Origin of the sequence: Kordia sp. (genome assembly GCF_965224175.1) — a bacterium.
Lineage (GTDB): Bacteria > Bacteroidota > Bacteroidia > Flavobacteriales > Flavobacteriaceae > Kordia.
On sequence record NZ_OZ245041.1, the window covers coordinates 2,240,130 to 2,264,775 of the forward strand.

The 24,646-nt window shown below is 32.3% G+C and carries 25 protein-coding genes; 11 read left to right on the forward strand and 14 right to left on the reverse strand.

Annotation, left to right across the window (positions count from 1 at the left end; all coding sequences use genetic code 11):
* Positions 1 to 25: 25 nt before the first annotated feature.
* The 4 genes from ACOQOS_RS09725 to ACOQOS_RS09740 all read right to left on the reverse strand — a co-directional run bounded on the left by ACOQOS_RS09725 (position 26) and on the right by ACOQOS_RS09740 (position 4,080).
* Positions 26 to 1,024 carry a hypothetical protein gene (locus ACOQOS_RS09725; protein WP_420574774.1) on the reverse strand — a complete coding sequence of 333 codons (999 nt, stop codon included), beginning with the start codon at positions 1,022 to 1,024 and terminating at the stop codon, positions 26 to 28.
* 126 nt (positions 1,025 to 1,150) lie between these two features.
* On the reverse strand, positions 1,151 to 1,516 hold the full coding sequence (locus ACOQOS_RS09730) for a hypothetical protein (protein ID WP_420574775.1): 366 nt from the start codon (positions 1,514 to 1,516) through the stop codon (positions 1,151 to 1,153).
* A 6-nt stretch (positions 1,517 to 1,522) separates the two neighbouring features.
* Positions 1,523 to 2,998 carry a DUF389 domain-containing protein gene (locus ACOQOS_RS09735; protein WP_420574776.1) on the reverse strand — a complete coding sequence of 492 codons (1,476 nt, stop codon included), beginning with the start codon at positions 2,996 to 2,998 and terminating at the stop codon, positions 1,523 to 1,525.
* Positions 2,999 to 3,003: 5 nt separating this feature from the next.
* Positions 3,004 to 4,080 carry a mannose-1-phosphate guanylyltransferase gene (locus ACOQOS_RS09740; RefSeq protein ID WP_420574777.1) on the reverse strand — a complete coding sequence of 359 codons (1,077 nt, stop codon included), beginning with the start codon at positions 4,078 to 4,080 and terminating at the stop codon, positions 3,004 to 3,006.
* 185 nt (positions 4,081 to 4,265) lie between these two features.
* Here ACOQOS_RS09740 and ACOQOS_RS09745 point away from each other — a divergent pair, with 185 nt between their 5' ends.
* The 3 genes from ACOQOS_RS09745 to ACOQOS_RS09755 are packed head-to-tail and all read left to right on the forward strand — an operon-like array spanning position 4,266 to position 6,633.
* The gene (locus tag ACOQOS_RS09745; protein WP_420574778.1) at positions 4,266 to 4,718 is read left to right on the forward strand and encodes a nuclear transport factor 2 family protein; all 453 of its coding nucleotides are present in this window, start codon (positions 4,266 to 4,268) and stop codon (positions 4,716 to 4,718) included.
* Positions 4,719 to 4,734: 16 nt separating this feature from the next.
* A complete protein-coding gene (locus tag ACOQOS_RS09750; protein ID WP_420574779.1) occupies positions 4,735 to 5,421 on the forward strand; it encodes a hypothetical protein in 687 nt (228 codons plus the stop codon).
* A gap of 42 nt (positions 5,422 to 5,463) precedes the next feature.
* Entirely contained in the window at positions 5,464 to 6,633 is a 1,170-nt protein-coding gene (locus ACOQOS_RS09755; protein WP_420574780.1) for a peroxiredoxin family protein, read from the forward strand.
* A gap of 5 nt (positions 6,634 to 6,638) precedes the next feature.
* Here ACOQOS_RS09755 and ACOQOS_RS09760 read toward each other — a convergent pair whose 3' ends face one another.
* Together ACOQOS_RS09760 and ACOQOS_RS09765 are read right to left on the reverse strand one after the other, a co-directional pair.
* On the reverse strand, positions 6,639 to 7,238 hold the full coding sequence (locus ACOQOS_RS09760; protein WP_420574781.1) for a SprT-like domain-containing protein: 600 nt from the start codon (positions 7,236 to 7,238) through the stop codon (positions 6,639 to 6,641).
* A gap of 120 nt (positions 7,239 to 7,358) precedes the next feature.
* Entirely contained in the window at positions 7,359 to 8,273 is a 915-nt protein-coding gene (locus ACOQOS_RS09765; RefSeq protein WP_420574782.1) for a DUF4349 domain-containing protein, read from the reverse strand.
* A 134-nt stretch (positions 8,274 to 8,407) separates the two neighbouring features.
* Between ACOQOS_RS09765 and ACOQOS_RS09770 the strand changes: the two genes are divergently transcribed.
* The gene (locus ACOQOS_RS09770) at positions 8,408 to 9,322 is read left to right on the forward strand and encodes a hypothetical protein (protein WP_420574783.1); all 915 of its coding nucleotides are present in this window, start codon (positions 8,408 to 8,410) and stop codon (positions 9,320 to 9,322) included.
* A complete protein-coding gene (locus ACOQOS_RS09775; RefSeq protein ID WP_420574784.1) occupies positions 9,319 to 9,852 on the forward strand; it encodes a hypothetical protein in 534 nt (177 codons plus the stop codon). Before ACOQOS_RS09770 ends, ACOQOS_RS09775 begins: the two co-directional genes overlap by 4 nt.
* 319 nt (positions 9,853 to 10,171) lie before the next feature.
* On the opposite strand, the gene ACOQOS_RS09780 is transcribed toward ACOQOS_RS09775, so the two are convergent.
* The 4 genes from ACOQOS_RS09780 to ACOQOS_RS09795 all read right to left on the reverse strand — a co-directional run bounded on the left by ACOQOS_RS09780 (position 10,172) and on the right by ACOQOS_RS09795 (position 14,363).
* Positions 10,172 to 10,990: a putative DNA-binding domain-containing protein gene (locus ACOQOS_RS09780; RefSeq protein ID WP_420574785.1), complete on the reverse strand. Its 819-nt coding sequence runs from the start codon at positions 10,988 to 10,990 to the stop codon at positions 10,172 to 10,174.
* A complete protein-coding gene (locus tag ACOQOS_RS09785) occupies positions 10,990 to 11,922 on the reverse strand; it encodes a DUF692 domain-containing protein (protein ID WP_420574786.1) in 933 nt (310 codons plus the stop codon). The genes ACOQOS_RS09780 and ACOQOS_RS09785 overlap by 1 nt, the downstream gene beginning before the upstream one ends.
* Before the next feature lie 155 nt (positions 11,923 to 12,077).
* Positions 12,078 to 12,824 carry a hypothetical protein gene (locus tag ACOQOS_RS09790; RefSeq protein ID WP_420574787.1) on the reverse strand — a complete coding sequence of 249 codons (747 nt, stop codon included), beginning with the start codon at positions 12,822 to 12,824 and terminating at the stop codon, positions 12,078 to 12,080.
* A gap of 21 nt (positions 12,825 to 12,845) precedes the next feature.
* Entirely contained in the window at positions 12,846 to 14,363 is a 1,518-nt protein-coding gene (locus ACOQOS_RS09795; protein ID WP_420574788.1) for a ferritin-like domain-containing protein, read from the reverse strand.
* 225 nt (positions 14,364 to 14,588) lie between these two features.
* On the opposite strand from ACOQOS_RS09795, the gene ACOQOS_RS09800 reads away from it, so the two are divergent.
* The 6 genes from ACOQOS_RS09800 to ACOQOS_RS09825 all read left to right on the forward strand — a co-directional run bounded on the left by ACOQOS_RS09800 (position 14,589) and on the right by ACOQOS_RS09825 (position 20,209).
* On the forward strand, positions 14,589 to 15,332 hold the full coding sequence (locus tag ACOQOS_RS09800; protein ID WP_420574789.1) for a thioredoxin domain-containing protein: 744 nt from the start codon (positions 14,589 to 14,591) through the stop codon (positions 15,330 to 15,332).
* A 130-nt stretch (positions 15,333 to 15,462) separates the two neighbouring features.
* Positions 15,463 to 16,596: a helix-turn-helix domain-containing protein gene (locus ACOQOS_RS09805; RefSeq protein WP_420574790.1), complete on the forward strand. Its 1,134-nt coding sequence runs from the start codon at positions 15,463 to 15,465 to the stop codon at positions 16,594 to 16,596.
* A 76-nt stretch (positions 16,597 to 16,672) separates the two neighbouring features.
* Positions 16,673 to 17,863, forward strand: coding sequence for a flavin monoamine oxidase family protein (locus ACOQOS_RS09810; protein ID WP_420574791.1), 1,191 nt, complete (start codon positions 16,673 to 16,675; stop codon positions 17,861 to 17,863).
* Between the two features lie 127 nt (positions 17,864 to 17,990).
* Positions 17,991 to 18,482: an LURP-one-related/scramblase family protein gene (locus ACOQOS_RS09815; protein ID WP_420574792.1), complete on the forward strand. Its 492-nt coding sequence runs from the start codon at positions 17,991 to 17,993 to the stop codon at positions 18,480 to 18,482.
* A 134-nt stretch (positions 18,483 to 18,616) separates the two neighbouring features.
* Positions 18,617 to 19,282: a hypothetical protein gene (locus ACOQOS_RS09820; protein WP_420574793.1), complete on the forward strand. Its 666-nt coding sequence runs from the start codon at positions 18,617 to 18,619 to the stop codon at positions 19,280 to 19,282.
* A gap of 45 nt (positions 19,283 to 19,327) precedes the next feature.
* Positions 19,328 to 20,209, forward strand: a complete 882-nt coding sequence (locus ACOQOS_RS09825) for a helix-turn-helix domain-containing protein (protein WP_420574794.1) — start codon at positions 19,328 to 19,330, stop codon at positions 20,207 to 20,209.
* Positions 20,210 to 20,342: 133 nt separating this feature from the next.
* Here the strand turns inward: ACOQOS_RS09825 and ACOQOS_RS09830 are convergent, their stop codons facing one another.
* The 4 genes from ACOQOS_RS09830 to ACOQOS_RS09845 all read right to left on the reverse strand — a co-directional run bounded on the left by ACOQOS_RS09830 (position 20,343) and on the right by ACOQOS_RS09845 (position 24,646).
* Positions 20,343 to 21,011 (reverse strand): YceI family protein, encoded by a 669-nt coding sequence (locus ACOQOS_RS09830; protein WP_420574795.1) that lies wholly within the window; start codon positions 21,009 to 21,011, stop codon positions 20,343 to 20,345.
* Positions 21,012 to 21,112: 101 nt separating this feature from the next.
* On the reverse strand, positions 21,113 to 21,793 hold the full coding sequence (locus ACOQOS_RS09835; protein WP_420574796.1) for an SDR family NAD(P)-dependent oxidoreductase: 681 nt from the start codon (positions 21,791 to 21,793) through the stop codon (positions 21,113 to 21,115).
* 201 nt (positions 21,794 to 21,994) lie between these two features.
* Entirely contained in the window at positions 21,995 to 22,942 is a 948-nt protein-coding gene (locus ACOQOS_RS09840) for a M28 family metallopeptidase (RefSeq protein WP_420574797.1), read from the reverse strand.
* A gap of 75 nt (positions 22,943 to 23,017) precedes the next feature.
* Positions 23,018 to 24,646 carry a 2-oxo acid dehydrogenase subunit E2 gene (locus ACOQOS_RS09845; RefSeq protein WP_420574798.1) on the reverse strand — a complete coding sequence of 543 codons (1,629 nt, stop codon included), beginning with the start codon at positions 24,644 to 24,646 and terminating at the stop codon, positions 23,018 to 23,020.

A 24,646-nucleotide genomic window follows, 5' to 3' on the forward strand; every position in this document is an offset into this window, starting at 1 on the left:
TTCTATCAAACTTACCTTTATGTTGTTACTCACGAATAAATATAAATTTCTTTTTTTCGTAACTATCTTCCATTGTTGTTAGGTTCATTTCTAACACTAACGAATGTGTCCCCAACACAGATATCCTTGCCATTTTCACTTTATCTTTTAGCAGTATAAAGTTTCCATCTTTATAATACTTCCAAGCACTTCTTTGCTTAAAAAAATCATTCAGGAAGAGTATTGAATCTTTTCTTATAATAATTTGTTTTATTGTATTTTGGGATAGTGGATTAAAATCTTCTTTATCATCAATATCATCTCTGTTAGTCAATTTCCAAATACCAAATAGTTCAGTTGGCGCTTTTTGAATAGTCTTTTCTTGTTCTAAAATATACTTGTTTCCATCTAATGTGTAATCTGTGAGATGAATTTTGTTTCCTTCTATTGAATCTACAAATAAAGGTTTACTACCAAAAAAAGACTCTAATAATAAAAAAGAATAGTTATCTACATGTTCTATTTTCCAATCGTATTTCAGCACGTCTACAGTATTTGTAAAGAAAAAATACATATTTGTACTATCTGTGTAATCTTCATAAGAAACTTGATTACCGACAGTAGATTTATATAATTTTCCTTCAGGATTCCAATTGACCTTTTTAGAAGTTGTAGGCAGCTTTTTAAAAGTCGTTTTAATGTTGTTATCGTATGTGATAGTCATTCGATCTTTAAAAACCAAAACTTCCCAAACGCTAGCATCTTCATCATTGATATATATCTTATTATCTTTTAGCGTAAAGTTTAGAGTCGTATCTATCGCAGGAATTGAAAATTCTTTATTTTCAAATCTTTTAACTCTTATTTTATCTCCCTTTATTTTAATAATTTGTCGAATAATTGAATGTCGCTTAACTGTATCTTTTTCAGTTTCTAAAAATTGATAATAACTATCAATCCAAAATCCTTCTATATTTTGATTAGAATTGTTGCATGAAACAATTGACAAAGCTAGTAGTAACGAAAAAAATATTTTCTTTATCATAGTATCAAGTTTTATAGTTTCTTAAAATATGAGTGGTAAATTCTTACAAATTGTTACATTTACACATAAAGCACTAAAAAAGCGAACTCGCTAAAGTTCGCTCTTCCTATATTTTTAATATTTCTTTTACCAAATATTTATTACTTCTGTAAAATCTGCATCACCTGTAACTTCTATAGTTAACTGAGAAGGAATAAAACTTTTTCCTTTGTAGGCTGGTTTTGCAACATAGTTTAAGTTTTTACCATCATGTAATAACTCTTCAATCATTGCATCAAAACGTTGTTTGAATTGTTGTGCAAATGCTGGAGTATATAATGTATTTCCAGGGCCATCTTCTCCTCCAAATTCCAATGGCATCAAATGTAATTTTGCCAATTCCCCTTTTTCATATAAGTTGATAGCTTTTTCATTACTATCAACAGTACTAAAATCTGGTCCATTTTGAGATGCTGCGTCTTTTTTATCTTTTTTCTTAAACCAATTAAACATCGCTTATTATTTTATACGTTCAATAATTAAAGTATCTAAAGTGAGTTCTTCACGCAACCATTTTGTCAGTTCAGCTTCACGAATAGTTTGTACACTGTCTGTCAACGCTGGATTCCATTTTACAGCTGCTACAGGAATTGTATCTACTTTTATAAAATCTTTTGAATTTAGCATTTTAGCAAATCCGAATTGACGTAAATCTGAGTATTTAATCTTAGCATCTTTGGCAACAGTACTAAAGGCAACATAACTTGCATTTTCTAAAGAAGCTTTAGATTCTAATTGACTATTCAAACTTGAAATTTCTGTTTTCAATTCAGCTATTTGTTTTTGCAAGCCATCAATAATATTTCTGCTATTATCTAAGTCTGTATATGCTCTGTCTAGTGATGCTGATATTTTATCTAAACTTCTAACATTATTACCTCCAATATTAAGTTCAAAATCCTTTATATATTCATAAGTCTCTAGTTCGGTTTGATATACGGCTTTTAATGCTGGTGATATTTCTCCATTAAAGAAAAGATTTATTTCTCTTTTTTCTATATTCAAATCCTTATCTCTTTTTTGTAACCACACTTCCTGATTATCAGTAATTTTTTCTATGAACGTATTGTAATCTCTTTTAATGTTACTAATCTGAAGTACATTCCAGAATGTCCAAACTGCTGGAATCATTACAGCAAATGCTACTAATGAGGCTAATCTTGAAATACGTTTACGTTTTGCAGAGTTTGCATATTTCAACATTGGAAAACGTAAAATTTTCAGTACTAAAAATGTTGCCAATGCGATGAATGTGGTATTAATCGCAAAAAGATACATTGCTCCTAAGAAGAATTTAAAATTCCCAACGGCTAGTCCGTATCCTGCAGTACATAAAGGCGGCATTAATGCTGTTGCAATTGCAACTCCAAAAATTACAGAAGCAATTGTTCCCTTTTTTGTACGTGCTACAATCAATGCCAAACCACCAAATATGGCGACAAACACATCTAATATATTCGGGGCAGTTCTAGACTCTAATTCTGGCGTAAGCTCTGTTAATGGTGATAATACAAAATATAAATACGCCGTTATGATACTCAAAACTACCATAACCATTAAGTTGGTAAACGAACTTCTTAGTGTATCAATATCATTAATGGCTAGTGACATTCCAATTCCTAAAATTGGCCCCATTAATGGTGAAATTAACATGGCTCCAATAACTACTGCTGTAGAACTTACATTTAGTCCAATAGAAGCGACAAATACCGCAAATATTAAAATCCACGCAGTTGCTCCTTTAAATGGAATATCAGCTTTAATTGCAGCAATTGTCTGATCTTTATCTGTATCATTCTGAATATCCAACAATTCATTCATGAATGTTTTCATTCCTTCCAGTAAACCTTTTGCATCTGTTGGTACTGTTGTTTCTGGCGTTTCTTTTTGTTCTTCTTCTGAAAAGTTGAATTTATTTTCTTCTTCTGTACTCATGAATCTTATCCGTAATTTTCACCAAAGGTATCTTTGACTTTTTGTAATACTTTTTTAATGTCTTGCTCTTTTGTTTTTGGGTAAATTAACAATACATCTTCTTTATCTACCACAATATAATCATTTAATCCATCAATTACCACGACTTTCTTATCAGTAGTTCGAATCATATTTCCGCTGGCATCTTGCAAGATTGTTTGTGCGTTTACTACAGCATTTCCTTGTTCTTCTTTGTCTAATTTATCGTATAAACTTCCCCATGTTCCCAAATCATTCCAGTCAAATGTTGCAGGCAAAACGTATACTTGTGAGGCATGTTCCATGATGGCATAATCGATTGAAATATTTTCTGCACGCCCATAATTATCTCGAATAAAATCGTCTTCAAAGTCTGTATTATATACTGAGAAACCTTCGTCAAAAAGATCGTATAGTTTGGGTTGAAAGTTTTGAAAAGCTGTTATAATTGTGTTTACACTCCAAATAAAAATTCCAGCATTCCACAAATAATTCCCGCTAGCTAGAAACTTTTTGGCAGTTTCATAGTCTGGTTTTTCTGTGAATTGATGTACTTTTTTGATTGCATGTTCATTTTCTTCGAAGTTAATATATCCATAACCTGTATTGGCAAACGTTGGTTGAATTCCCAAGGTCATCAATACATTTTCTTTTTCACATTTATCAAAAGAAGCTTGTAAATTTTGAATAAAAGCAGTTTCATCTTCAATCCAGTGATCGCTTGGCGCTACCACCATTACTGCATTTGGATTTTCTTTCTGAATTTTTAGAGATGCATATAAAATACACGGTGCTGTATTTCGCATTGCAGGTTCTAAAACCACTTGTTTTTGAGTTACATCTGGCAATTGTTGCAATACTAAGTCGTTGTATTTTTCATTCGTAAGAATGTAAATATTTTCTTTTGGAATGAGTTTTGAAAGTCTCTGAAATGTTTTTTGGATGAGTGTTTCTCCAGTTCCCAACATATCGTGAAACTGCTTCGGAAAACTTGAAGTACTCACAGGCCAAAAACGCGATCCTACGCCGCCAGCCATCAGAATTGCATAATAATTCTTGTTCATTGTCGTCATTATTCAGTGGTAGGTTTATGGTTACGTAAGCAATATAATACAGATTGCTGAAAAAAGTAACAAAACTGTAGATTATTAACGACTTTATAACGTTGATTGACCATAATAGTACGTAGTTTTGATATTGACTAAGATTATTATAGTTTTAAAATAAACAAACAACCGCCGTAAAAATTATGAAATATTCTATCATTTTAACCATCTCATTTGTCTTTTTATTTGCCGTAAATGTTTCTGCTCAATCTCAAAAAGACTCGTTAGCTATCAAACAAGCAGCATTAGATTATATTGAATCTCAACACAATGCAAAACCTACACAATTTGAACGATCAGCACATCCAAGAATGGTGAAAAGAACTTTTTGGACTGATAAAAAAACAGGGAAAGAGTATTTACGAGAAACTTTTAGAGACGCCATGATTTTATTAGCCGAAACGTATAACAAAGATGGAAGTCGTTTTCCAAAGAACCCGAAGAAAGAAGTTGTTATACTAGATATTTATGACAAAACTGCTTCTATAAAACTTATTGCAGATGATTGGATTGATTATATGCACATTGTAAAATTGAATGGAAAATGGCAAATAGTGAATGTTTTATGGCAGTTAAACGATTCTAAAGATCATTGATTTAACTTACTTTTAGATGAGTATTTTTAGCTACAAAACAAAAAAGAAACATATTGAACAGTTTGCGCTTGCAATTGCTGAGTTACTACAAACTGAACTCCCTGAATTAAAGACAGTGATTACACTTTCTCAAGTACATGGAATTAGTTTTACAAAACAACCTAGCGGAATTTATATTGCAACAAAGTATACACCAGAAGATTATAAAATTATCCAAGATGCTCACCAAACGTGCTTTAATCTTACTGGAATTAGTGTATTCCATAAAAAAGAAAAACGTTTTGTTTCCATTCCATTATATTATCAATCGGATTGCTTAACTAGGATTACTGTAGAACGTCCTGAGTATTTTCATAAAACATTTGATTTGAGTAAAATTCAGAAAAGTGAAATCAAATTGGAACAACTGAAAATAGAAAATTCTAATAATAATACTGTGGAGGAAATTCTACAATCTTTAACTACTGAACAACTGAATCTTTTAGAATTGACCGCTAGTTTTGAAATTGAATTAGACGAAAAAATCTACTACACTATTTTAGACCTAGAAGATGGAAATTATGTCGCTATAGATGAAAAAGGAAAAGTATACAGACTTATACACGATCACGAGATTCCTGTAAAATTAATCGCCAACACGCCTGCTGATTTTTTTAAATTTTACACTGGTCAAAAAGATGAATTAAATCTAATTACATACTAGATAGTAAAGGGAAGCGTTTCATTAATAAATAAAACGTATTTAATGAAACTAAGTTATTACACCTTTTTTCTTTTACTTTTTTTATTGTTTATCGCTTGTTCAGAAGACAAAAAAACTACTTTTAATCACTTTTCTTCAGCTTCTGACACATTGATTGTTAAAACGAAGAAGCAAAAGGGAGATGGTTTTTTCCAAATCGGTGCAACTACATTTCCGTTTAAAAAAGTAACTAGCGAATTTCCTTATAAAATCAAATATCCAAAAGACATTGATAGCATAGAGCGCACATTGTTCATGCCAAATTTTAAAGAGAAAAAAGACTTTTATATTGATATTATTAAAGGTTACTCTAACGAAAAAATGGTCTTCATTGTAGACGATAATAATAATAAAGATTTAACGGATGATAGTGTACGACCTATGGAAACAATGGATTGGACTTCATCAAAAAAACTTATAAAGTGTTACTATAACAGTTCTGAGGGAACAGAAATTGTAGAAGATTTTTCTTGGTTAAAGATTGGCACTTCTAAAAAGAATATATTAATTGGCAGAAGTGATCATGTATCTGGAACATTTACCATAGCTTCAAAAACGTACACTATCATTGCTGCAGATCCTATGAATCTTAGTTTTACGTACAATATACATCCGCAATTGGCTGTTATCAAAAATCAAGAAGTTGAACTAGATACCATTACCAATAGTGATATTTTAAAGCTAGGGGAATTTATCAAACTAGAAAACACGTATTATAAATTTGATCATATCTCTGAAAACGGCAAATTTATCAGGCTTATAAAAGAAGAAGAGTTTCATACGAAAGTAGGAACACAAGTCGGTATGATTGCTCCAGATTTTACCGTAGTAACTACAAATAAAGACACGATTAGAAGTGAAAATTTACATCATAAAACAACTTTAATCGCCAATTCTTGTGGATGTGGAGGAGATAAAAAATCCACACAAGCATTTTATGATATTCAAGCTGCTTTCCAAAACATCAATATTTTACATATTGATTCAAATATTAAGAAAACAGACAACGGATGGCATATTGATATGAAAAATGATTTCAATAAAGATTTTTACAACGCTTATCGCAAACAATATTGTTTACGCGTTTGTTTCGTGATTGATAAAGACAACCGAATTACAAACAAGTTTTTAATTACAGATTGGAAAACTGCTTTAGCCAATAGTTTAGAGTAGTTATTTTAACTTCGCAACAATTCTACTTCAGCATTTGGGCTAAATAAATACATACGACCTGTAGCAACTTCTACACACTCATAACGCTTGACACGTTTGTTTCCGCGTTGAAATATTTTCCCATTATGCATTCTAAATGTACTTCCTAATGGAATTTCAAAGACATAGTTTTTGTCATTCTCCGGATCATATTGCTTTAACGCTAACGCAAACTTTGCATCTGTATCACTACTCGCTTTTGGGTTTTTGAAATGATTGGCAACTACTGGCAGAATTCGTGATGGAAATACTTGCGGATTGATAAATGGCAACATAAGTTGTTGAAATGTTCGTTTCCATTCAATTCCATGTGGTTTTATATAACGTCCATGTTTTTCATACGCTACTAAATGGGCAATTTCATGAATCAATGTCACAAAAAAACGATATTTATTTTCACCTGCATTTACAGTAATCATATGTCTTCCATCAGGCATTCGACGGTAATCCCCATGTCGTGTCACACGTTGATTTACGATCTTAAGATGTACTTGATGTTTCTTGATGAGCTCAAAAGTAGGATCGACAGCTCGTTCAGGAATATATTTGGCTAGTATTTCTTTCACGGTTCAACAAAAGTAAGCATTTGTTTTGAAACGAGATAACATTCTAATAGACACCAACTGACGATTTCGGGAATGAGAATCGTCAGTGTATTGTCAGTAGTTTTTTAGTCTATCATTTTATTACTTTCTTGCTTTTTTCCAACGTTTAAAAAAGAAGAACCCTATAATTAATAATATAATGATTGGCCAAATGTATAGTATAGCAATTGCGATTCCTTGAATAAATTCCCAACCGGCTGACAAACCTTCTTTGGCTTTAGCACCAAATCCTTTTTCGTATGAAACTGGTTGTTCTTTAAAAGTAATGGTTTCATAAATTTCCACTTGAATAGTACTATACGCAACTCTGCTCGACATGTATTTTATTTTTCCTTGTGCAGCTTCTATTTCTTCTTGAATCACGCGTAATTCGTTTTCTGTTGCTAAAATATCTTTAACCGTTTTTGCTCTTTTGCGCAATACGGCTTCCAAACGTTCTTTTACTTCAAGTTTTGTTTTTAAGCGCGATTGTGCGTCCATATATTTTTCAGTAACATCTGTGGTAGATATATTTACAAAATCGGTTTCTTCAGCAAACTTTTGAATTCCATCAAGCATGATGTCGAAGTTTTCCTTTGGAATTTTTATGGTGAATCTGTTTTGCTTCTCGCGATAGTTCTTATCATATCTCAATTCAGAAATATAACCGCCATTTAAGTACATTACTTCCTTGATTTCTGCCAATGCTTTGTCAATATTTTTGACTTTGTATCGTGTACTTGCAGTTTTGATAATTTTTAAATTCGCAGGAATGTTTGAAGGCAATGTTTTGTTATTTTTATTTGCTATCCAACCTTGGCTTTTTTCTTTAAAATTTACATCGGCACTTGCTGTTTCATCATCTACGCCATCATAATCATCACGAAGATCTACATTTTCTAAGGCAACTTCTTCGTTTGCATAATCAGCACTATGATTGCTACAAGACAGCGAAATAAAGAATAGAAATATAAGTACGTATGATTTTACGATTCGTTTTAGTGTGATTGCATTCATAATTTTATATTTTTAAGGATTACGAATACAAACCTATCAGCGTTTTATGGAGAAGCTTTGTAAATAGCTTGTAACGACTTTGTAAATTATTTTACAAAATACAAATCACTGATTATCTGATTTTTACATTTTAATTGAATACAAAAGAAACATATTATTTTTCACACTTAAAAGCCAAAATTGCAACTACTTTTTTAGCTTCGCATGCAGCTTCAAGCAATATTCGTGAATGGAAAGGAAGTACAATTACCGATTTCCAAGAAGATTTACGCAGCAAAACCAAAGGCAGTATTAGTGAAAAATGGTTTTATACGTATATTAAGAATGATACTGAAAAGTTACCACGTATTGACATGTTGAATCTTTTGAGTGTGTATGTTGGATATGAAAATTGGAACGATTTTGTGAAGCAACAAGATGAACTTGAAGTTACATCAGAAATTGAAGCTGTAACAAGAAAACCTTCTTTCAATGTCAAATGGTTTATTGTATTGCTTCCATTAATTATTATTGGAATTTACAGTGCATATCCTACAGAGAATACTTTTTCGTTTTGTTTTACAGATGCCGATCAGCGCAAAGCAATTACTAAAATTCCATTAGATATTATTGTGCTAAGAAAACAAGAATCACCCTTGTATTTTAAAACAGATAGTTTGGGTTGTTTCTCGTATTCAACTCCTGAAGATGAATTGAAGTTTGTGGTAAAATCTCCTTATCACAAAACAGATACTATTGTAAGACATATACATTCAAACACACATAAAACAATTCGATTACAAACAGACGATTATGCGTTAATGTTATTATACTATGCAAACGGAAATACAAACGACTGGAAAAAACGTCGTGCTCAGTTGAACGAATTGATTGCTGAAAACGCACAAATTTATCGCGTATTTAAAGATAATATTGGTATTGAAATGTATAAAAAAAAGGAATTCATCAACTTATTAACGATTCCGACAAGCACTTTAAAAAAGATGCAAATTCTTGATAAGGTGTATGCAGATGAAAAGATTGTGAAACTTAAATTTATGATTCAATGATGAAAAAGATTGTATACATAGTATGTTTCTTAGCATGTTTTTCGTGTGCAGATCGCGCACCAAGTACTGAAAATGCCTTAGAAAGTGAAGAATCGAATGTTACTTCTGATGGTTGGACACAACAAAATAAAGGACAAGATGCCGATTTTAAGAGCAGTGATTTTGCTGTTGAAACTATAAATTTAGAAATTACTGAGAAACTACAAGCCAATTATGAAGCGCAAGTATTGGCTGTAAAACATCCTGAATTTCAAGAAGCCATCAAAGAACAGTTGAAAGGTTCTACAAAGTTCAATGCAGCGCTTTCAGATTCTGTAACAACTATAGAAGTTAGAAACTTATCCTTTTATGGCAAACAACATATTTTAAACGATAGTATTTCTACACAGAAAATGCGATATACTTCATTGATCAATTCAAAATACAGTCAAAAGGACAGTGTTTTAGTTGTGATAAAACGTACTATGATTATGATTGATAATTCTCCAAAAGTGAATACTTCGTTTGTATTTGAAAAATTAGATAATTAGACATGTTAGACTGCTTTCGCTGTTAGATATTAAACCGCTTTGCTACTAGATCGCGCTTTCGCGCTGTTAGATTTTCACACTTGTTATTTTTTGATTATTCTAGATGAATTTTTGGGAATTTTGTTTTGATACTTTGTTAGAAATTATGGAATCTATTTTGTTTTATAAACGAGTTTATCTAGAAACAGCTTACTTCGTCGCTTCCTTCTCACAATGACCTTTCATGATTTATTCGTCACTCGATCTGACGATTTGGATTTCGTTTGTATCAAATGAACGAATTAACAAAAAACAAATCCACAAATAAAAGAGTAGTTCGTTATCGTTTTATAAAAAATCCTTCTTCTAGCCATTTTACTTTCCATTGTTGCCAGTGATTTTTTAATTCTTCAACATTGAAATTGTGTTCTTCTACAAAGAATTGTATCGTCTTCCCAATAGATTGTATTTCTTTAAATTTTAATAGGAAATAGTATTGAACCTTGTGTAATTCCAATAAGCCAAGTCGATAGTTTCTACGCAATAGCACACAATAACTCTCCGCTTCAAATGGCAATGCTGGATTCCGATCGTTTACAGCTTCTTTGTAATACAGACTGATGGGAAAATTATGTTTTAATAAGTGAAATACTGGCACTAATTGTAAATCAGCTTCTTTCGTTTCTGAAGTTGCTGTTTGGTAGTTTTCATTGGTTTTTTCATCAAAACTTATATTGACTAAAAATTCAAAATCTGCCAATTCGATCATAAAATCAGGCCATGATTCTTTTACCTCAGCATCTTTATCAGGACGCGTTTCTTCTAAGAATGCACCAAAATGTTGTCCCAAATCACCTAATGTGTAACTTTTGGAAGGATATTCAAGCAAATATAAATCTGCAAATTGCAAAAATAACTGTGTTCCTAAAGCATGACGTAACGCCGGAAATTGAGCAATCATACAATCACGCAAACGCGCTATGTAGCTTCGTTGGTAAATTTGCACATGCTGTTTGGCTGAGAGTTTAGAAGTAGATTTTACATAATTTTCATATTCACCAGCAAATTGTGGATGTAATAATTGGTGTTGCATCCATTGTTGTATTTCTGCAAAACTTTTTTGTGCAGCTTCTCGCGATGTATCCTTTTTGATTTCCATTATTCTACAAAGTCTTTTGCCACATTTGTCACCATAAAATCAATTGGATTTGATACGGTTTGCGTTTCTTTTTGTGTCGTTTCAGTTGAAACAAATTGCTTTTTGAAGCCATTCATATAGTTTTTCGCCTTTAATAATTCTGCATGACAGACATCAAATTCAGGAATATTTCCGTCCCATTCTAACAAAGTAGCTGTTCCGCCAGTGCGTTCCCAAGCTAAACTGAATAATTCCCAAACAGGATCTACCACAGGACTATCATGTGTATCAATAATGTGATCCCCGTTGTGTTGATGTCCTGCTAAATGCATTTGTACAATACTTTCATGTGGCAAACCTTCTATATATTCAATAGGATCAAATTCGTTATTGAATGACGACACATATACATTATTTACATCTAGTAACAATCCGCAGTTAGTTTCTTCTACCATATATTTTAGAAACTTCCATTCAGGAATGGTTGATTGTTGAAAGGTTAAATACGTACTTGGGTTTTCTAGAATTAACGGTCTTTCTAAATAGTCTTGTACTTGTTTTATTTTGGTTGTGATGAGTTGTAAACTTTCTTCATTGAGTACAACAGGTAATAAATCGTGCGAATTAAGACTCAATACGCCAGTCCAACATAAATGATCACTAATCCACTTCGGATTGATTTCATCAGCTAGTTTTTTTAATCGTTTGAGATATTCAAAATTCAAATCATCTGTACTTCCAATAGACATAGAAACTCCATGCATAACTATAGGATATTGTTCTGCTATTTGGTCTAAAACATATCGTGGTCTTCCGCCAGAATCCATAAAGTTTTCTGAGATGATTTCAAACCAATCAACTTTTGGAGAATGTTCTAGAATGTGATTGAAATGTTCTCCTCGTAAACCTAATCCTAAACCTAAATCGGGAAGCTGTTGTACTGTTGGTCTCATTGTTATTTTAATGTTTGGCTTTTGTTCAATTTATTGATACGTCATTGCGAAGAAGTACGACGAAGTAATCTGTGTAAATCAAAATTAATAATGTTTTTTGAAACTAGCAGATTACCACGAATTTTCTTAAAAACTCTCGCAATGACGCATCTTATTTACTTCTTTGAAGCTTTCTTTTTAGAAGATTTTTTCTTCTTTTTCTCTTCTTTACAATCGCAATTTTCAATTGTATTGTTGATTTCTTTACTGCTTTCTAAACAAAATTGATTGGCATCTGCAACTGCATCATTTAAACCAAAGGAACAATTTTTATCTCCACTACTTCCACATGATTCTGTTCTACCATTTGCTCTCAACCAAGAAATTGGTGGTCCGTACTGAAATGGCGCATCTTTTACAGTTCTGCGCGATTTGTCCATGCGGTCTTCAAAGAGTTTACGCGCCAATTGCCACACACTTCTCCCTTGATTTTTTCCTTGTGTAATGAAACGTTCTGCAGGAATTGGTGTTCCACAGCTTCCTTGCCAAGCACAATCATTTGCTCCTGGTTTACATTGCTCTTCAGAATCTCCATATAATCCGCAACCACCTTGACCGCGACAGTTGTTTAGTGTATGACAACTGTGTACTTGCGTTGCACAATATCCTGAACCTGCACAGTCGTTTGTTCCAAAACGATCATGACCTTTACAAGCATTTAATCCCATACATGCATGTAATTCTAAAGGAACTGCAATATCTTTTTGTTTTGACGGCGTACTTGTTCCGCTTCCACAACCATTTGAACCACTACTACTTCCGCCACTGCTTCCACAACCGTTTGAACCACTACTGCTTCCTCCGCTACTTCCACAGCTATTTGCTCCGCAACTATTCGCTGCACTATATTTAAAATCTTTCATCTTTTTAAACTTTTTTAATTATTAAATCCCTTTGCCATGATCAACTAGATATGCTTCTACTGGTACATCTGGCAGATCTTTGATACGATCTAGCATTCCTTGAGATACAATACCATTTGAGGAAGCCATTGCAATTCCAGCTAAGTCGATAATTTGTGATTTTGGACTTGAAGCGTTTGAAAATGTGTAATCTTCAAATGTTGCAGAAACACTTTGTTTTTCTCCATTACTATCTGTGTACGACAAACCAGCCATTGTCATTGACAACATGTTTAGTATCCAAATCATAGATTTATGAATTCCGAACATAAAGATTTCATATTGTTTGTGTCCAGCAGTTTTGTAGCATGCTTCTGCCATTACAAAAATATAAGTGTACACTGCATTTGTAAGGTTTGAAACATCTTGAATTGCTTTTGGATAATTGGCAGTACTAGGATTTGTTGGTAAATCTTTTACAAAGTATTTAGTAAAGTCGAAATCCTTTGTGTTTAAAAATGTATTTAGCTCGTGATTTTTTCTTTTAATGGTGCAGTAAACTTCCAAAAATTTGTCAAAATGCGATAATTCTTTTCGGTCTTTATCGTCATAATCACTTGGATCAACAATTCCTGAATCAAAAGGAAATAATGGACAAACTACAGTACCATCTGGCGTTAAATGATCTGATGGAATATCAAATTTAAAAACAGGTTTTCCATCCACATCGACTTCAATTGTTTCTGGTTTTCCTTCTCCTTGCTCTATGATTTCATTCATCGCATGAATAGCAGAATCTTTACCTTTTACATGTACCAATCCGCCGCTATCTTCTTCATTTGGAAATTGTGGTTTATGATTTTCATCATAATATACCGTATCAATGTTGTTTTGCGCATAATATCCTTTTTCAGGAAGCAATTGTGGCGCATCTCCATTAAAATCTGAATCCTTTAGTTCTTCTTTGATACATTTTATAATCAGGTCATAATATTCTCCAATTGTTGTATACTCAATTGCTTGTCCTTTTTCTACTTTGTCCACATTGAAAGGAAGCGGACTTTCTATAAGAAGAAATGCGTGTAATTGTTCTAACGAAAGTTTTCCTCTGTTAATTTCAAAAGCTGGAACGTGTCCTGGCAAATACGCTGGCCAAACTTTTGGCGTTTTCCCAACTAATTGTGGAATGCCGCCATATGGTGGTTTCAGTGCATTTTTAATATTAGAAGATAATGACATATGTAACATTTCTTCTACCGCAACGCTCATTATTAAAGCGCCTGCTTTGTTTGCAAAAACCATAATATCTAACGCCAATTGCTTTGCTGCTGCTTGTAATTCGGCATCATTTCTTTTCTTTTTCTTTCCTTTTTGAGTCGCCTTCATATCTGAAAGAATTTGTGACTCAATGTCGGACTGATTTGGAGTTCTGTTGATTGAATAGTACGTGTATAAATACACCGGAATTGTCGCAATCTCAATTTCAATAGCTTGTTGCATTGCTTGTTTGAGATTTGATTTAGTTACCGTTTTGGGTAGCTGAAAAAGTAATCCATCCATAATGTTAGTTAGTTTTATTTTAAGGTGTTTTTAAAAGTAGGTGTTCTTGATTATTCTTAAAACAGTAAAATTACCTGTTTTTACACACCGATAAATTACTACAAATATTTAATAGTACCGTTGACCTATTTATCTAAAAATAGGAGAGTTATATAAAAAACAGTGATTGATAATTTTTTGGCATGATTTTTTTGTCTAATTTTAAACAAATTAAATTTTTAGAATATGAAAAAAGTATTGCTGTTTTTGATGCTTTGTGTTGCAATTCCCTCTTTTGCGCAAACTGAGTTATCAGATGATGACGCAGAATCAAAATTACTCGTAGACAACGATCGATTGATAGTTTTAGATTTTTATGCCACTTGGTGCGGACCTTGTAAACGTATGGATCCTATTTTGAAGGATCTGAATGCAAAGTACAAAGATCGTGTTGATTTTTATAAGATAGATGTCGATAAAAGTCAGGTTGATGATGCTTTAGGAATTGCCGCAATGCCAACGTATTTATTCATTAAAAATAGTTCAAATTTAGAACAAATTGAAGGTGCCATGAGTAAAGTTCGTATGGAGGGTTTGATCAAGAAATACATGGAGGCAGAAGTTGAAGAGACAGTTATTGAGTCTACAGAGACCGATGATTCAGATAGTTTTGATGTAAATGATTTTAGCCAATCAAACATTGATAGTATTTGGAATTCATCTTCTAAGTTAAATTCTTTAGCATGGAATGCTTATAAAACTAAGAATGATGTTCAAATTTTACTAAAAGCTATCAAAGTTGTTGAACGTTCTATTGAATTAGAAAAGAACTATTATAATGTAGATACACATGCTGCGTTGTTATATAAAACTGGAAATTATAACAAAGCCTTGAAAAGAGCAAAAGAAGCTATTGATATTGCCAAAGGTGAAGGATTGAGTTATACATCTACTTCCGAATTGATTGAAAAAATTATTGACGCAATGTAATAAGGATACAATACTGATTCAAAAGGTATTTATATAATTTATAAGAAAAGAAGCTTGAGTGCTTCTTTTTTTATTTATTGTGTTAAGTGATTGCTTTCTATTACATTTACACATATTAAAACTTACATGAATGATGGTAGAGACAGCATTTTTCGATGGCTTTATGAGCGCCTTGCTTTTTATTGCTTTCATTCATGGAATTATAATAGCTTCTTTATTATTTTTTAATAAACGACTTCATGCAACGTCAAATAGCTTTCTTGCATTGTCTCTTTCAGGAATTTCAATGCAACTTTTGTACGAACTAATCTCTTATACGAATCCTTATTGGAATGTATTAAAAATTTTAGAACCATTACCTATTTTCTTAAGTACAACAGTTACTATTGGTCTTTATTTTTTTGTAAAATATTTAATAAATCCTCAATATCAACTCAAACCTTGGGAAAAATGGTGGTTGTTCCCTATCATACTTCAAGCTTTACTATGTTTATTATATATTCCATTTGAGTATATACATGATATTAAAGTTTTTGCTATTGCTTTAGAATTTCTACCATTTGCTGAAGAATTTGTTGGTTTGGCGGTATCTGTATTTTTAATTCCATTAGCTCTTCATCACATAAAGCATTATCAAGAATTTATTACATCGAATTACTCCACTATTGATCAGAAAAGTTTATTGTGGTTACTAAACTTTCTTCGAATTATTTTCGTATTAGTTTTCTTGTGGTTATTAAGTTATGTTATATGGGCTTTAGGGTATACTTATGAAACTATATACACTTATGTTACCTTAGGAATGGTTGTTGTATTATTTTGGATTGGGTATTTTGTAATTCAGAAGTACCATTTATTTGAAATTGTCACTTTTACTGAACATAAAACTTCAAAAGGGAAAAGTAAAAAAAAGCTATCTACCAAAACAAATACATATTATACAGAATTATTAAAGCTTTTTGAAGAAAAACACTTGTATGAGAATATAGATCTTACTTTAAATGAATTGGCGCAGCATTTACAACTAAGTAGTGGTTATCTTTCTCAAATTATTAATGAGAAAGAGCAGAAAAGCTTTTTTGAATTTGTAAATTTTTATCGTGTTGAAGCTGTCAAACGAAAATTATTAGATCAAAATTATGCGCATTATGATATTTTCAGTATTGCTTTAGAAAGTGGATTTAAATCAAAATCAACTTTTAACGCTGTTTTTAAAAAAATGACGCAACAGACACCTTCTGCCTATAAGAAGAAGTATTCATAGGTACAAATACATACACTTTTAATGTATTCAGACTTTCAAAAAATAGAAAAGATCATATTTGAGCAAAATATAATTTATGACAAGAAAAGATTTTATAAAAGCCTGTGGAATTCTTGGATTTTCATTACCATTCCAGTCTGTTTTAGCTGCTTGTAGTACTGATGACAATGGAACAATCACGAATAATTTTAACGGAAAAGTTCTCATCGTTGGAGCTGGTCCTGCAGGAATGGCTTCGGCTTATTTGTTAGCACAGCAAGGAATTAATTTTCAAATTTTAGAAGCTGCACCAACCTATGGTGGTAGAATAAAACACAATACTACATTTGCAGATTTCCCAATTCCATTAGGAGCAGAATGGTTGCATGTTGACAGATCAGAATTAAGCGCTATTGTTAATGATAATTCTGTAAATATTACCACAGTTACGCAAGGTTATGAAGAAGATGACTTAATTGGTTATTATGAAGATGGAGATTACAGTACAGATACAATTTCAAGTTGGGGATCGTCTTTTATTGATCAAAAGTTTATCGGTAGCAGTTGGCTCAATTTTTTTGAAACCTATATAGTACCAAGTATTCAGTCAAAATTTATATTCAATACAGAAGTAACCGCTATAAACTATCAAGATACTAAAGTAGTCCTAACTACAAATGGAGGAGAAATCTATGAGGCAGATAAAGTTATTGTAGCAGTTCCTTTAAAAGTTTTACAAAACAATCGGATCAATTTTACACCAGCATTATCAAACGATAAACAAGAAGCAATTCAAAATGCACCAATTTGGGGAGGAATTAAAGTATTTATAGAATTTACACATAAATTTTACCCTACTTATTTATCAACTACTGATAGTGAAACATCTACGGGACAACGTATTTATTATGATGCTGCTTATGGACAAAATTCAACAAAGCATATTTTAGGATTATTTGCTGTTGGTGAACAAGCGGAACAATATCAAAATTTATCCGGAAACGCACAGCGTGATTATATTTTAAACGAACTGGATACTGTTTTTAATGGTGCTGCTACTCAAAATTATGTTAATCATATTGTGCAAAACTGGAACGACGATCCTTTTATTGGCGCTGCTTATTTGGCGGATAATGCACCTTATTACATTTCTTCAACCTTAGCTACTTCTGTAAATAACAAATTGTATTTTGCAGGAGATGCTTATACACAAGAAGACGATTGGAGTGCTGTACATAATGCTGCTCGCTCAGCTAGAAATGCCGTTAGCGAACTATTAGTAAGTTAAAACTAATAAATTCATATAAGTATATCATTTTTTGAATGTATTACTATGTTTTCATGTAACGTTTTTCTTAAATCAGTTACATATACCATGTAATTATGACTATTATTAAAAGAACTAACACAAAATTATGGTATATAGGATTAAAGAAAAATTTTGGGGATTTGGTAATAATTTTTCCATTACAGATACAGAAGGAAACGAATGTTTTTATGTAAAAGGAAAAGCTTTTTCTTGGGGCGATAATTTATCTTTTCAAGATGAAAACAAAAATGAAATTGCTGTGATCAAGCAAAAACTTTTCACATTTAAACCTAAATACCAAATTCTTATCAATGGCGAATTGTATGCAGAAGTAATTAAAGAATGGAGTTGGTTTAAAAAGAAATTTACATTAGATGTTCCTGGTCCAAATGATTATGTTATTGACGGTAATTTTTGGAGTCATGAATTTGTATTTACACGAGGTGATCGACAAGTAGCCACTATTAGTAAAAAACATTGGGCATGGACAGATAGTTATGCTGTTGACATACAAGATGACGAAAACCATGCCGCTATTTTAATGACTTGTATTGTGATTGATCAAATTTTACATGATGAAAATAGTAGTGATGATTAAGAGGTCAAACTTAAACTCTTCAATGTCCATCTAAAAAATAGTCCATTTTTTAGCATTAATAATCCATTCTAGAATCTATAATAAGAATACAACTTTGTGGTGTATTTAAGTCATATTATAAATTCATAAAAAGAATGGAAACAACTGCATATTTAGCGGCAACGTATTATGTTTTAATACTGAACAGTATTTTAGCATTAGCACTTTTATTACTTCTTCGTATTGGAAAAGCAAGTAAAACGATCATTACCATAACTGGAACAGTATTATTTATCTATATTATATTTGAACATTGGGGAATTGGCAGCGAACATATTTTTCCAAAGGATATTTCGGGCGGCACATTTTTCATAATCATATTGATTGGTGCAATTTTAGGTATTGGATTATTATATTTAACCTTAAAAAGATATTTTTTTAATCTATCACAAGAGCATTTGCAAATGACACAAGGATTACGTGTCCTTGTTTCCGCAGGTTTTTTTACGGAAGCTGCTTTAGGAGTTATTCCGCTTGAATTTGGTATAATGGACGGTTTCATGCATGCAGCATCAGCTTTTACCGCATTAATTGCAGCAATTTTGTATGTTAAAAATACTTCTTCAAAAAATACTGCATTGTGGATTGCAAATATTATTGGCGTAACAGACATTTTAATTATTGTTACAAGTATCTGTTTTTGGGTTTGGAAAGATATTGGACCAAATCATAATATGCAGTATGTAGTATTTTTTGGCGGAGTGATCTTTTTATGGATTCATTTTGTATCAATCTATAAACTTTTAACAGACAATAAATAAATTAGAGAACGTTTAAAAACATAAGAATTATACTATTTTTAGAGTATGAATAGTCAAAATGTATGTACACTAATCAATCAACAAGATGGGAATTTAGCTTTTAAACTATTTTCGTTTAATGATACGAGTCATTTTGATCACTTACAGCGCAATAACTTTTATACGTTAATTTGGATAAAAGAAGGCGAAGGTTTATTGAAGGTTGATTTTTCTGAATATACATTTAAAGAAGAGACACTTTTTGCTTTTTCTCCGTTTCAACCTTTTATGTTCTCTACTCATAAAAACATAGAAGGAATTGCGATTCAATTTCATTCTGATTTTTATTGTATTCATCGAAATCCACAAGAGACAAATTGTGAGACTATTCTCTTTAATAACATTTATCAAGCACCTTTTTTTACAGTAGATGAAGAAACTGCTATTAAGTTTGATTTTTTAATAACACAGCTTAAAGCTGAATTTTCAAATAATGAAGAGCAAAATTATGAATTATTAGTCCCTAATTTAAAAGTGTTTTTAGGGAATGCATCTAGAGCTATGGCAAAATCTCAAATTGAAAAACCAACGTTCACAGATGCAAAAACACCATTTGTGTTGCGAAATTTAAAAAATGAAATTGAGAGTAATTTCAAAGAAAAACATTCTGCAAGTGATTATGCAAATCTGTTACATATTTCATCTAACGCATTAGCAAAATTAGTAAAGTCACATTATAACAAAACACTAACTCAGTTAATCACGGAACGTATACTTATTGAAGCAAAACGTGAATTATACATGACAAGTAAGCCTATAAAAGAAATCGCTTGGTCGTTAGGCTATACTGACGAATTTTATTTTAGTCGATTGTTCAAAACGAATACTGGCATTTCTCCACAAATGTATCGTGATACTGTTGGGTTTGGAAGAGCTACATTGAATTAATTCCTAAAGCTTTAAACGAATTATACATATAAAATAAATAATAAATAGCGGCTTGGAATTATTTCCTTACCGCTATTTTAGTTTGTTTAAGTTTTTATAAACGCTTTTATTCAGGCGTAGAACTCAAAATTTATTATTTATTTTCTATAACTGTATATACTGGCTGATAGTCAGTAATGTCTATTTTCATATTTAGATATAATAATTTTGTCGGAACATTATCTGATTTTCCGTTGACAATTTTATCATAATCAATTCCCCAATCAAATAGATTTACTTGTCCGCTAAGTATAAGAGCGCTAGACATTGATTCTTTTGGATCTCTAATACCTGTAACAAAAAACTTCACTTCTTTTTCGATTCCTTTAATAGACATAGTACCATTTATTTGATACCAGTCTAATCCCATAGTGTAGATATTTGTGGATTGAAAAGTGATTTTTTCATTGCGTTCGCTAACAAACAAACCTGGTTTTCTTATGGTTTCAGTTAATTCTTCTGCTTTACAAACATTGAATGTATTCGGATCTACTTCAAAAGAAAGTTTCAAATTCTCCAATGGATTTCCCATATCATCACGTGAAGGAATATCTATATTCATGTTACTTACAGAACCTGCAAATGGCGTACTGCAATGTCCGTGCGTTACAAAGAAATTTATCGTCTGATGTTGTTTATCATCTACAGAAGAGACAATTTCTTTTTCCTTTGACATATTTGATTCATCTTTAGTATAACCACTTGCTACAATTATAATTGCTATGATGATCACTGGTAAAATAAGATTTTTGATTTTTTTCATGATGTTGCTATTTTAACTGTTACGAATATAGAACAGATCACACGGCAAACATGTAAATCAAATGTAAAAAAAGTGTCAAAAAGTACTTTTACACTGTAAAATTAAGGTGTAGAACTTGAAACCTGTAATATTTTTCCGTTATAGTATTTGTTTCCGTTAAGAGAAAAATCATAGATATATTCTGCCATTTCTAAAGCGCTTAATGGAGCTTGATATCCAGGAAAAGCTTCTGCTAACATTTCTGTCTGAACTGCGCCTAAAGCTAATACATTGAATGCAATTCCTGCTTCTTTGTGTTCTTCAGCTAGCAATTCTATCAATGTAATCACAGCTCCTTTTGAAGAGCTATAGGCTGCCAACCCAGGGAATTTCATACTTCCTTGAATTCCGCCCATAGAACTAATGGTTACTACATGACTTCCTGAAACCATAAATGGCAATAATACACGACTTAATTCTGCTACACCAAATACATTGACTTCATAAATCCATTTAAAATCTTCCATCGTCGTTTCCGCAAAAGGTCTGTTGAGCAAAGCTCCTGCATTATGAATTACAATATCAACTTGTTCCCAATTTTCTTTGACGAAATCAGTCACTCTACCATAATCTTCAGGTTTGCTTAAATCGAAAGCAAAAGAGGTAATATTATCGTATGTCAGGTTTGAAATTGGCTTTTCGTTTCTAGACAATGCTAATACATTGTATCCTTGATTTGCGAATAAATGAACTAATTCAAATCCAATTCCTCTGCTAGTTCCTGTAATGATGACGTTTTTCATCTTTTATAAGTTTCTTTAAAGTATTTTGTGGTAGTGGTGGTTGTAAATATTTAACAATAAGATTATGATTTTAAGTGTTTTCGATACTAATTTCTCCTAAGAAAATTCACTCGAAATCACATTTGTACTTTCATAATGATAGTGTTACTTCAGTATTTTTCTCCAATAATCAACTTAAACATTCTTCAAATTGAGCTTTTATTATTTTGAAGGGTTTAATTTAATTTCTTTCGTTGGTGCATTTACCGCTTTTTTTACTGCAGGAATAAATGTGTTTACAAAATTTGCCATGTGATTGAAATCCATGATATCTGCTTCGTCTCCTACTTTATGATAATGTTCGAAATTCGAAAAGTCGAAAGTACAAAAAGTTTGAGCTGGCACGTTGAATTCTTGAAAAAATGGATAGTTATCTGATCGCATAAACAATCTGAATTCACCTGCTTTTGCAAAGTAGCCAGCAATCTTCTTTCCTGCATATTCGTTCATTTTTGCGGCAAGATTCGATTTATCAAATCCAGTGACATATGCTGTATAATCTTTACCAACTAAAGGTACTCCAACCATTTCAAAATTTAACATGATATACAAGTTTAAGTTTTCCTTTTTTAAGGTTTCTGCTAGATATTTTGAACCTAACAGTCCTTTTTCTTCAGCAGAAAACAATGTAAATAAGATGCTTCTTTTGTTGCTTTTGGTTTTCGCAAAGTATTTTGCCATTGCCATTACTGTTCCAACACCTGCTGCATTATCATTGGCTCCATTGGCAATTTTATCTCCATTTTCTGGTTGTGCAAAACCGATATGATCATAATGTGCTCCAAGAATTACAAACTCATCTTTTAAAGCTGGATCGTTTCCTTCTAAGTATCCAATGACATTAAATGCATTTGCTCCTTTAACAGTAAAACTATCTCTGTAGGTATCAAAATATGGTTTTACTCCTAAGTCTTTAAAGTAATTTTCAATATAAACTGCAGCTTTTTCAATTCCTTCCGTTCCTGTGTCTCTTCCTGCTAATTCGTCAGAAGCTAAATATGTCACAATATCATCTACTTCTTGTGCTTTGATGACAATTTCTTTTGTACCACAAGCACTTAGCAATAGTGTTATTAAGCAGATTCCGAAAATATTTTTTAGCTGTTTCATGATTGTTTTTTTTGATTGATGATTGGTTAAAACAAAAAATCCCACTTATCGTGGGATTTAATGCGTGTGTTATGTTTATGCTAACATTGTCACAGGGTTTTCTATATATTGCTTTACAGTTTGCAAGAATTTTGCTCCTGTTGCGCCGTCTATAGTTCTGTGATCGCAAGCTAGCGTAACTTTCATTGTATTTCCTACTACAATTTCTCCATTTTTTACAACTGGCTTTTGGACAATTGTTCCAACTGATAAAATTGATGAGTTCGGTTGATTTATAATTGAAGTAAATTCTAAGATTCCAAACATTCCTAAGTTAGAAATCGTGAATGTACTTCCTTCCATTTCTGCTGGAGAAATCTTTTTGTTTCTTGCTTTGCCTGCTAAGTCTCTTACTTGACCTCCAATAGTTGTTAAACTCATTTGGTCAGCAAATTTTAATACAGGCACTAACAATCCGTCATCAACTGCTACAGCAACTCCAACGTGAATGTGTTTGTGATATGTAGTTGTAGCGTCATTCCAAGTTGTATTTACTTGCGGATGTTTACGTAATGCCATCGCACAAGCTTTTACAATCATATCATTGAATGATACTTTGATATCTGGAATTGCGTTGATTGTTTTTCTGGAAGCAATCGCATTGTCCATATCCAATTCTACCGTTAGGTAGTAATGTGGTGCAGAGAATTTAGATTCTCCTAAACGACGTGCAATTGTTTTACGCATTTGAGAGTTTTTCACTTCTTCGCTGCTTTCTTCTCCTGCTGGAACAAAAGGTGTTACCACTGGTGCAGATGATGCTTCCGAAGTACTTGGACTTGCTACTTTTGCTGCTGGTGTTTCTTGAACTACTGGCGTAAAGTTTTCCACATCACGCTTTACAATACGTCCATGATCTCCAGTTCCTTTTACTTGCGCAAGATCAATTCCTTTGTCTGCTGCAATTTTCTTAGCTAATGGTGAAGCTATAATTCTACCACCTGAAGATTCGCTTCCAGAAGCTTTTGGAGCTTCTGTTTTCTCCGCTACTGCTGTTTTTTCTTCTTTTGGTGCTTCTTCTAAATCGTTTCCCGAAGCTGCTGCTTTTAATACAGTATCTACATCAGTTCCTTCGTTTCCTATGATTGCTAAAATGCTATCAACTGGTGCTGTTTCTCCTTCTTGAACTCCGATATAAAGTAATGTTCCTTCATTGAAAGATTCAAACTCCATTGTTGCTTTGTCAGTTTCAATTTCGGCAAGAATGTCTCCTTCTTCAACTGCATCTCCAACTTTTTTTAGCCAAGTTGCAACAGTTCCTTCTTCCATTGTATCACTTAACCTTGGCATTGTAACTACAATGGCTCCTTCTGGCATTTCAACTTTTTCAGTAGTCTCTGCTTTTGGTGTTTCTGTTGTTTTTTCAGGAGTTGGCTCTTCTTTTACTGGCTCGCCAGCTCCTTTTACTAAGGCAGCTACATCTTCTCCTTCATCTCCAATAATAGCTAATAAGGTATCAACTGGTGCTGTTTCTCCTTCTTGAACTCCTATATACAATAATGTTCCTTCATGGAAAGATTCGAATTCCATTGTTGCTTTATCAGTTTCAATCTCAGCGAGAATGTCTCCTTCTTCAACTTTGTCACCTACTCGTTTTAACCATGTTGCCACAACACCTTCTTCCATGGTGTCACTTAGTCTCGGCATGTTTATAATTTCTGCCAT

Bases quoted from the DNA above. Each gene is read 5' to 3' on its own strand.
- ACOQOS_RS09750 (WP_420574779.1), top strand. From the start codon at position 4,735: ATGAGTATTTTTAGCTACAAAACAAAAAAGAAACATATTGAACAGTTT.
- ACOQOS_RS09800 (WP_420574789.1), top strand. From the start codon at position 14,589: ATGAAAAAAGTATTGCTGTTTTTGATGCTTTGTGTTGCAATTCCCTCT.
- ACOQOS_RS09745 (WP_420574778.1), top strand. From the start codon at position 4,266: ATGAAATATTCTATCATTTTAACCATCTCATTTGTCTTTTTATTTGCC.
- ACOQOS_RS09805 (WP_420574790.1), top strand. From the start codon at position 15,463: ATGATGGTAGAGACAGCATTTTTCGATGGCTTTATGAGCGCCTTGCTT.
- ACOQOS_RS09840 (WP_420574797.1), bottom strand. From the start codon at position 22,942: ATGAAACAGCTAAAAAATATTTTCGGAATCTGCTTAATAACACTATTG.
- ACOQOS_RS09815 (WP_420574792.1), top strand. From the start codon at position 17,991: ATGGTATATAGGATTAAAGAAAAATTTTGGGGATTTGGTAATAATTTT.
- ACOQOS_RS09830 (WP_420574795.1), bottom strand. From the start codon at position 21,011: ATGAAAAAAATCAAAAATCTTATTTTACCAGTGATCATCATAGCAATT.
- ACOQOS_RS09785 (WP_420574786.1), bottom strand. From the start codon at position 11,922: ATGAGACCAACAGTACAACAGCTTCCCGATTTAGGTTTAGGATTAGGT.
- ACOQOS_RS09820 (WP_420574793.1), top strand. From the start codon at position 18,617: ATGGAAACAACTGCATATTTAGCGGCAACGTATTATGTTTTAATACTG.
- ACOQOS_RS09765 (WP_420574782.1), bottom strand. From the start codon at position 8,273: ATGAATGCAATCACACTAAAACGAATCGTAAAATCATACGTACTTATA.
- ACOQOS_RS09825 (WP_420574794.1), top strand. From the start codon at position 19,328: ATGAATAGTCAAAATGTATGTACACTAATCAATCAACAAGATGGGAAT.
- ACOQOS_RS09735 (WP_420574776.1), bottom strand. From the start codon at position 2,998: ATGAGTACAGAAGAAGAAAATAAATTCAACTTTTCAGAAGAAGAACAA.
- ACOQOS_RS09790 (WP_420574787.1), bottom strand. From the start codon at position 12,824: ATGAAAGATTTTAAATATAGTGCAGCGAATAGTTGCGGAGCAAATAGC.
- ACOQOS_RS09835 (WP_420574796.1), bottom strand. From the start codon at position 21,793: ATGAAAAACGTCATCATTACAGGAACTAGCAGAGGAATTGGATTTGAA.
- ACOQOS_RS09780 (WP_420574785.1), bottom strand. From the start codon at position 10,990: ATGGAAATCAAAAAGGATACATCGCGAGAAGCTGCACAAAAAAGTTTT.
- ACOQOS_RS09845 (WP_420574798.1), bottom strand. From the start codon at position 24,646: ATGGCAGAAATTATAAACATGCCGAGACTAAGTGACACCATGGAAGAA.
- ACOQOS_RS09795 (WP_420574788.1), bottom strand. From the start codon at position 14,363: ATGGATGGATTACTTTTTCAGCTACCCAAAACGGTAACTAAATCAAAT.
- ACOQOS_RS09730 (WP_420574775.1), bottom strand. From the start codon at position 1,516: ATGTTTAATTGGTTTAAGAAAAAAGATAAAAAAGACGCAGCATCTCAA.
- ACOQOS_RS09725 (WP_420574774.1), bottom strand. From the start codon at position 1,024: ATGATAAAGAAAATATTTTTTTCGTTACTACTAGCTTTGTCAATTGTT.
- ACOQOS_RS09755 (WP_420574780.1), top strand. From the start codon at position 5,464: ATGAAACTAAGTTATTACACCTTTTTTCTTTTACTTTTTTTATTGTTT.
- ACOQOS_RS09810 (WP_420574791.1), top strand. From the start codon at position 16,673: ATGACAAGAAAAGATTTTATAAAAGCCTGTGGAATTCTTGGATTTTCA.
- ACOQOS_RS09775 (WP_420574784.1), top strand. From the start codon at position 9,319: ATGATGAAAAAGATTGTATACATAGTATGTTTCTTAGCATGTTTTTCG.
- ACOQOS_RS09740 (WP_420574777.1), bottom strand. From the start codon at position 4,080: ATGAACAAGAATTATTATGCAATTCTGATGGCTGGCGGCGTAGGATCG.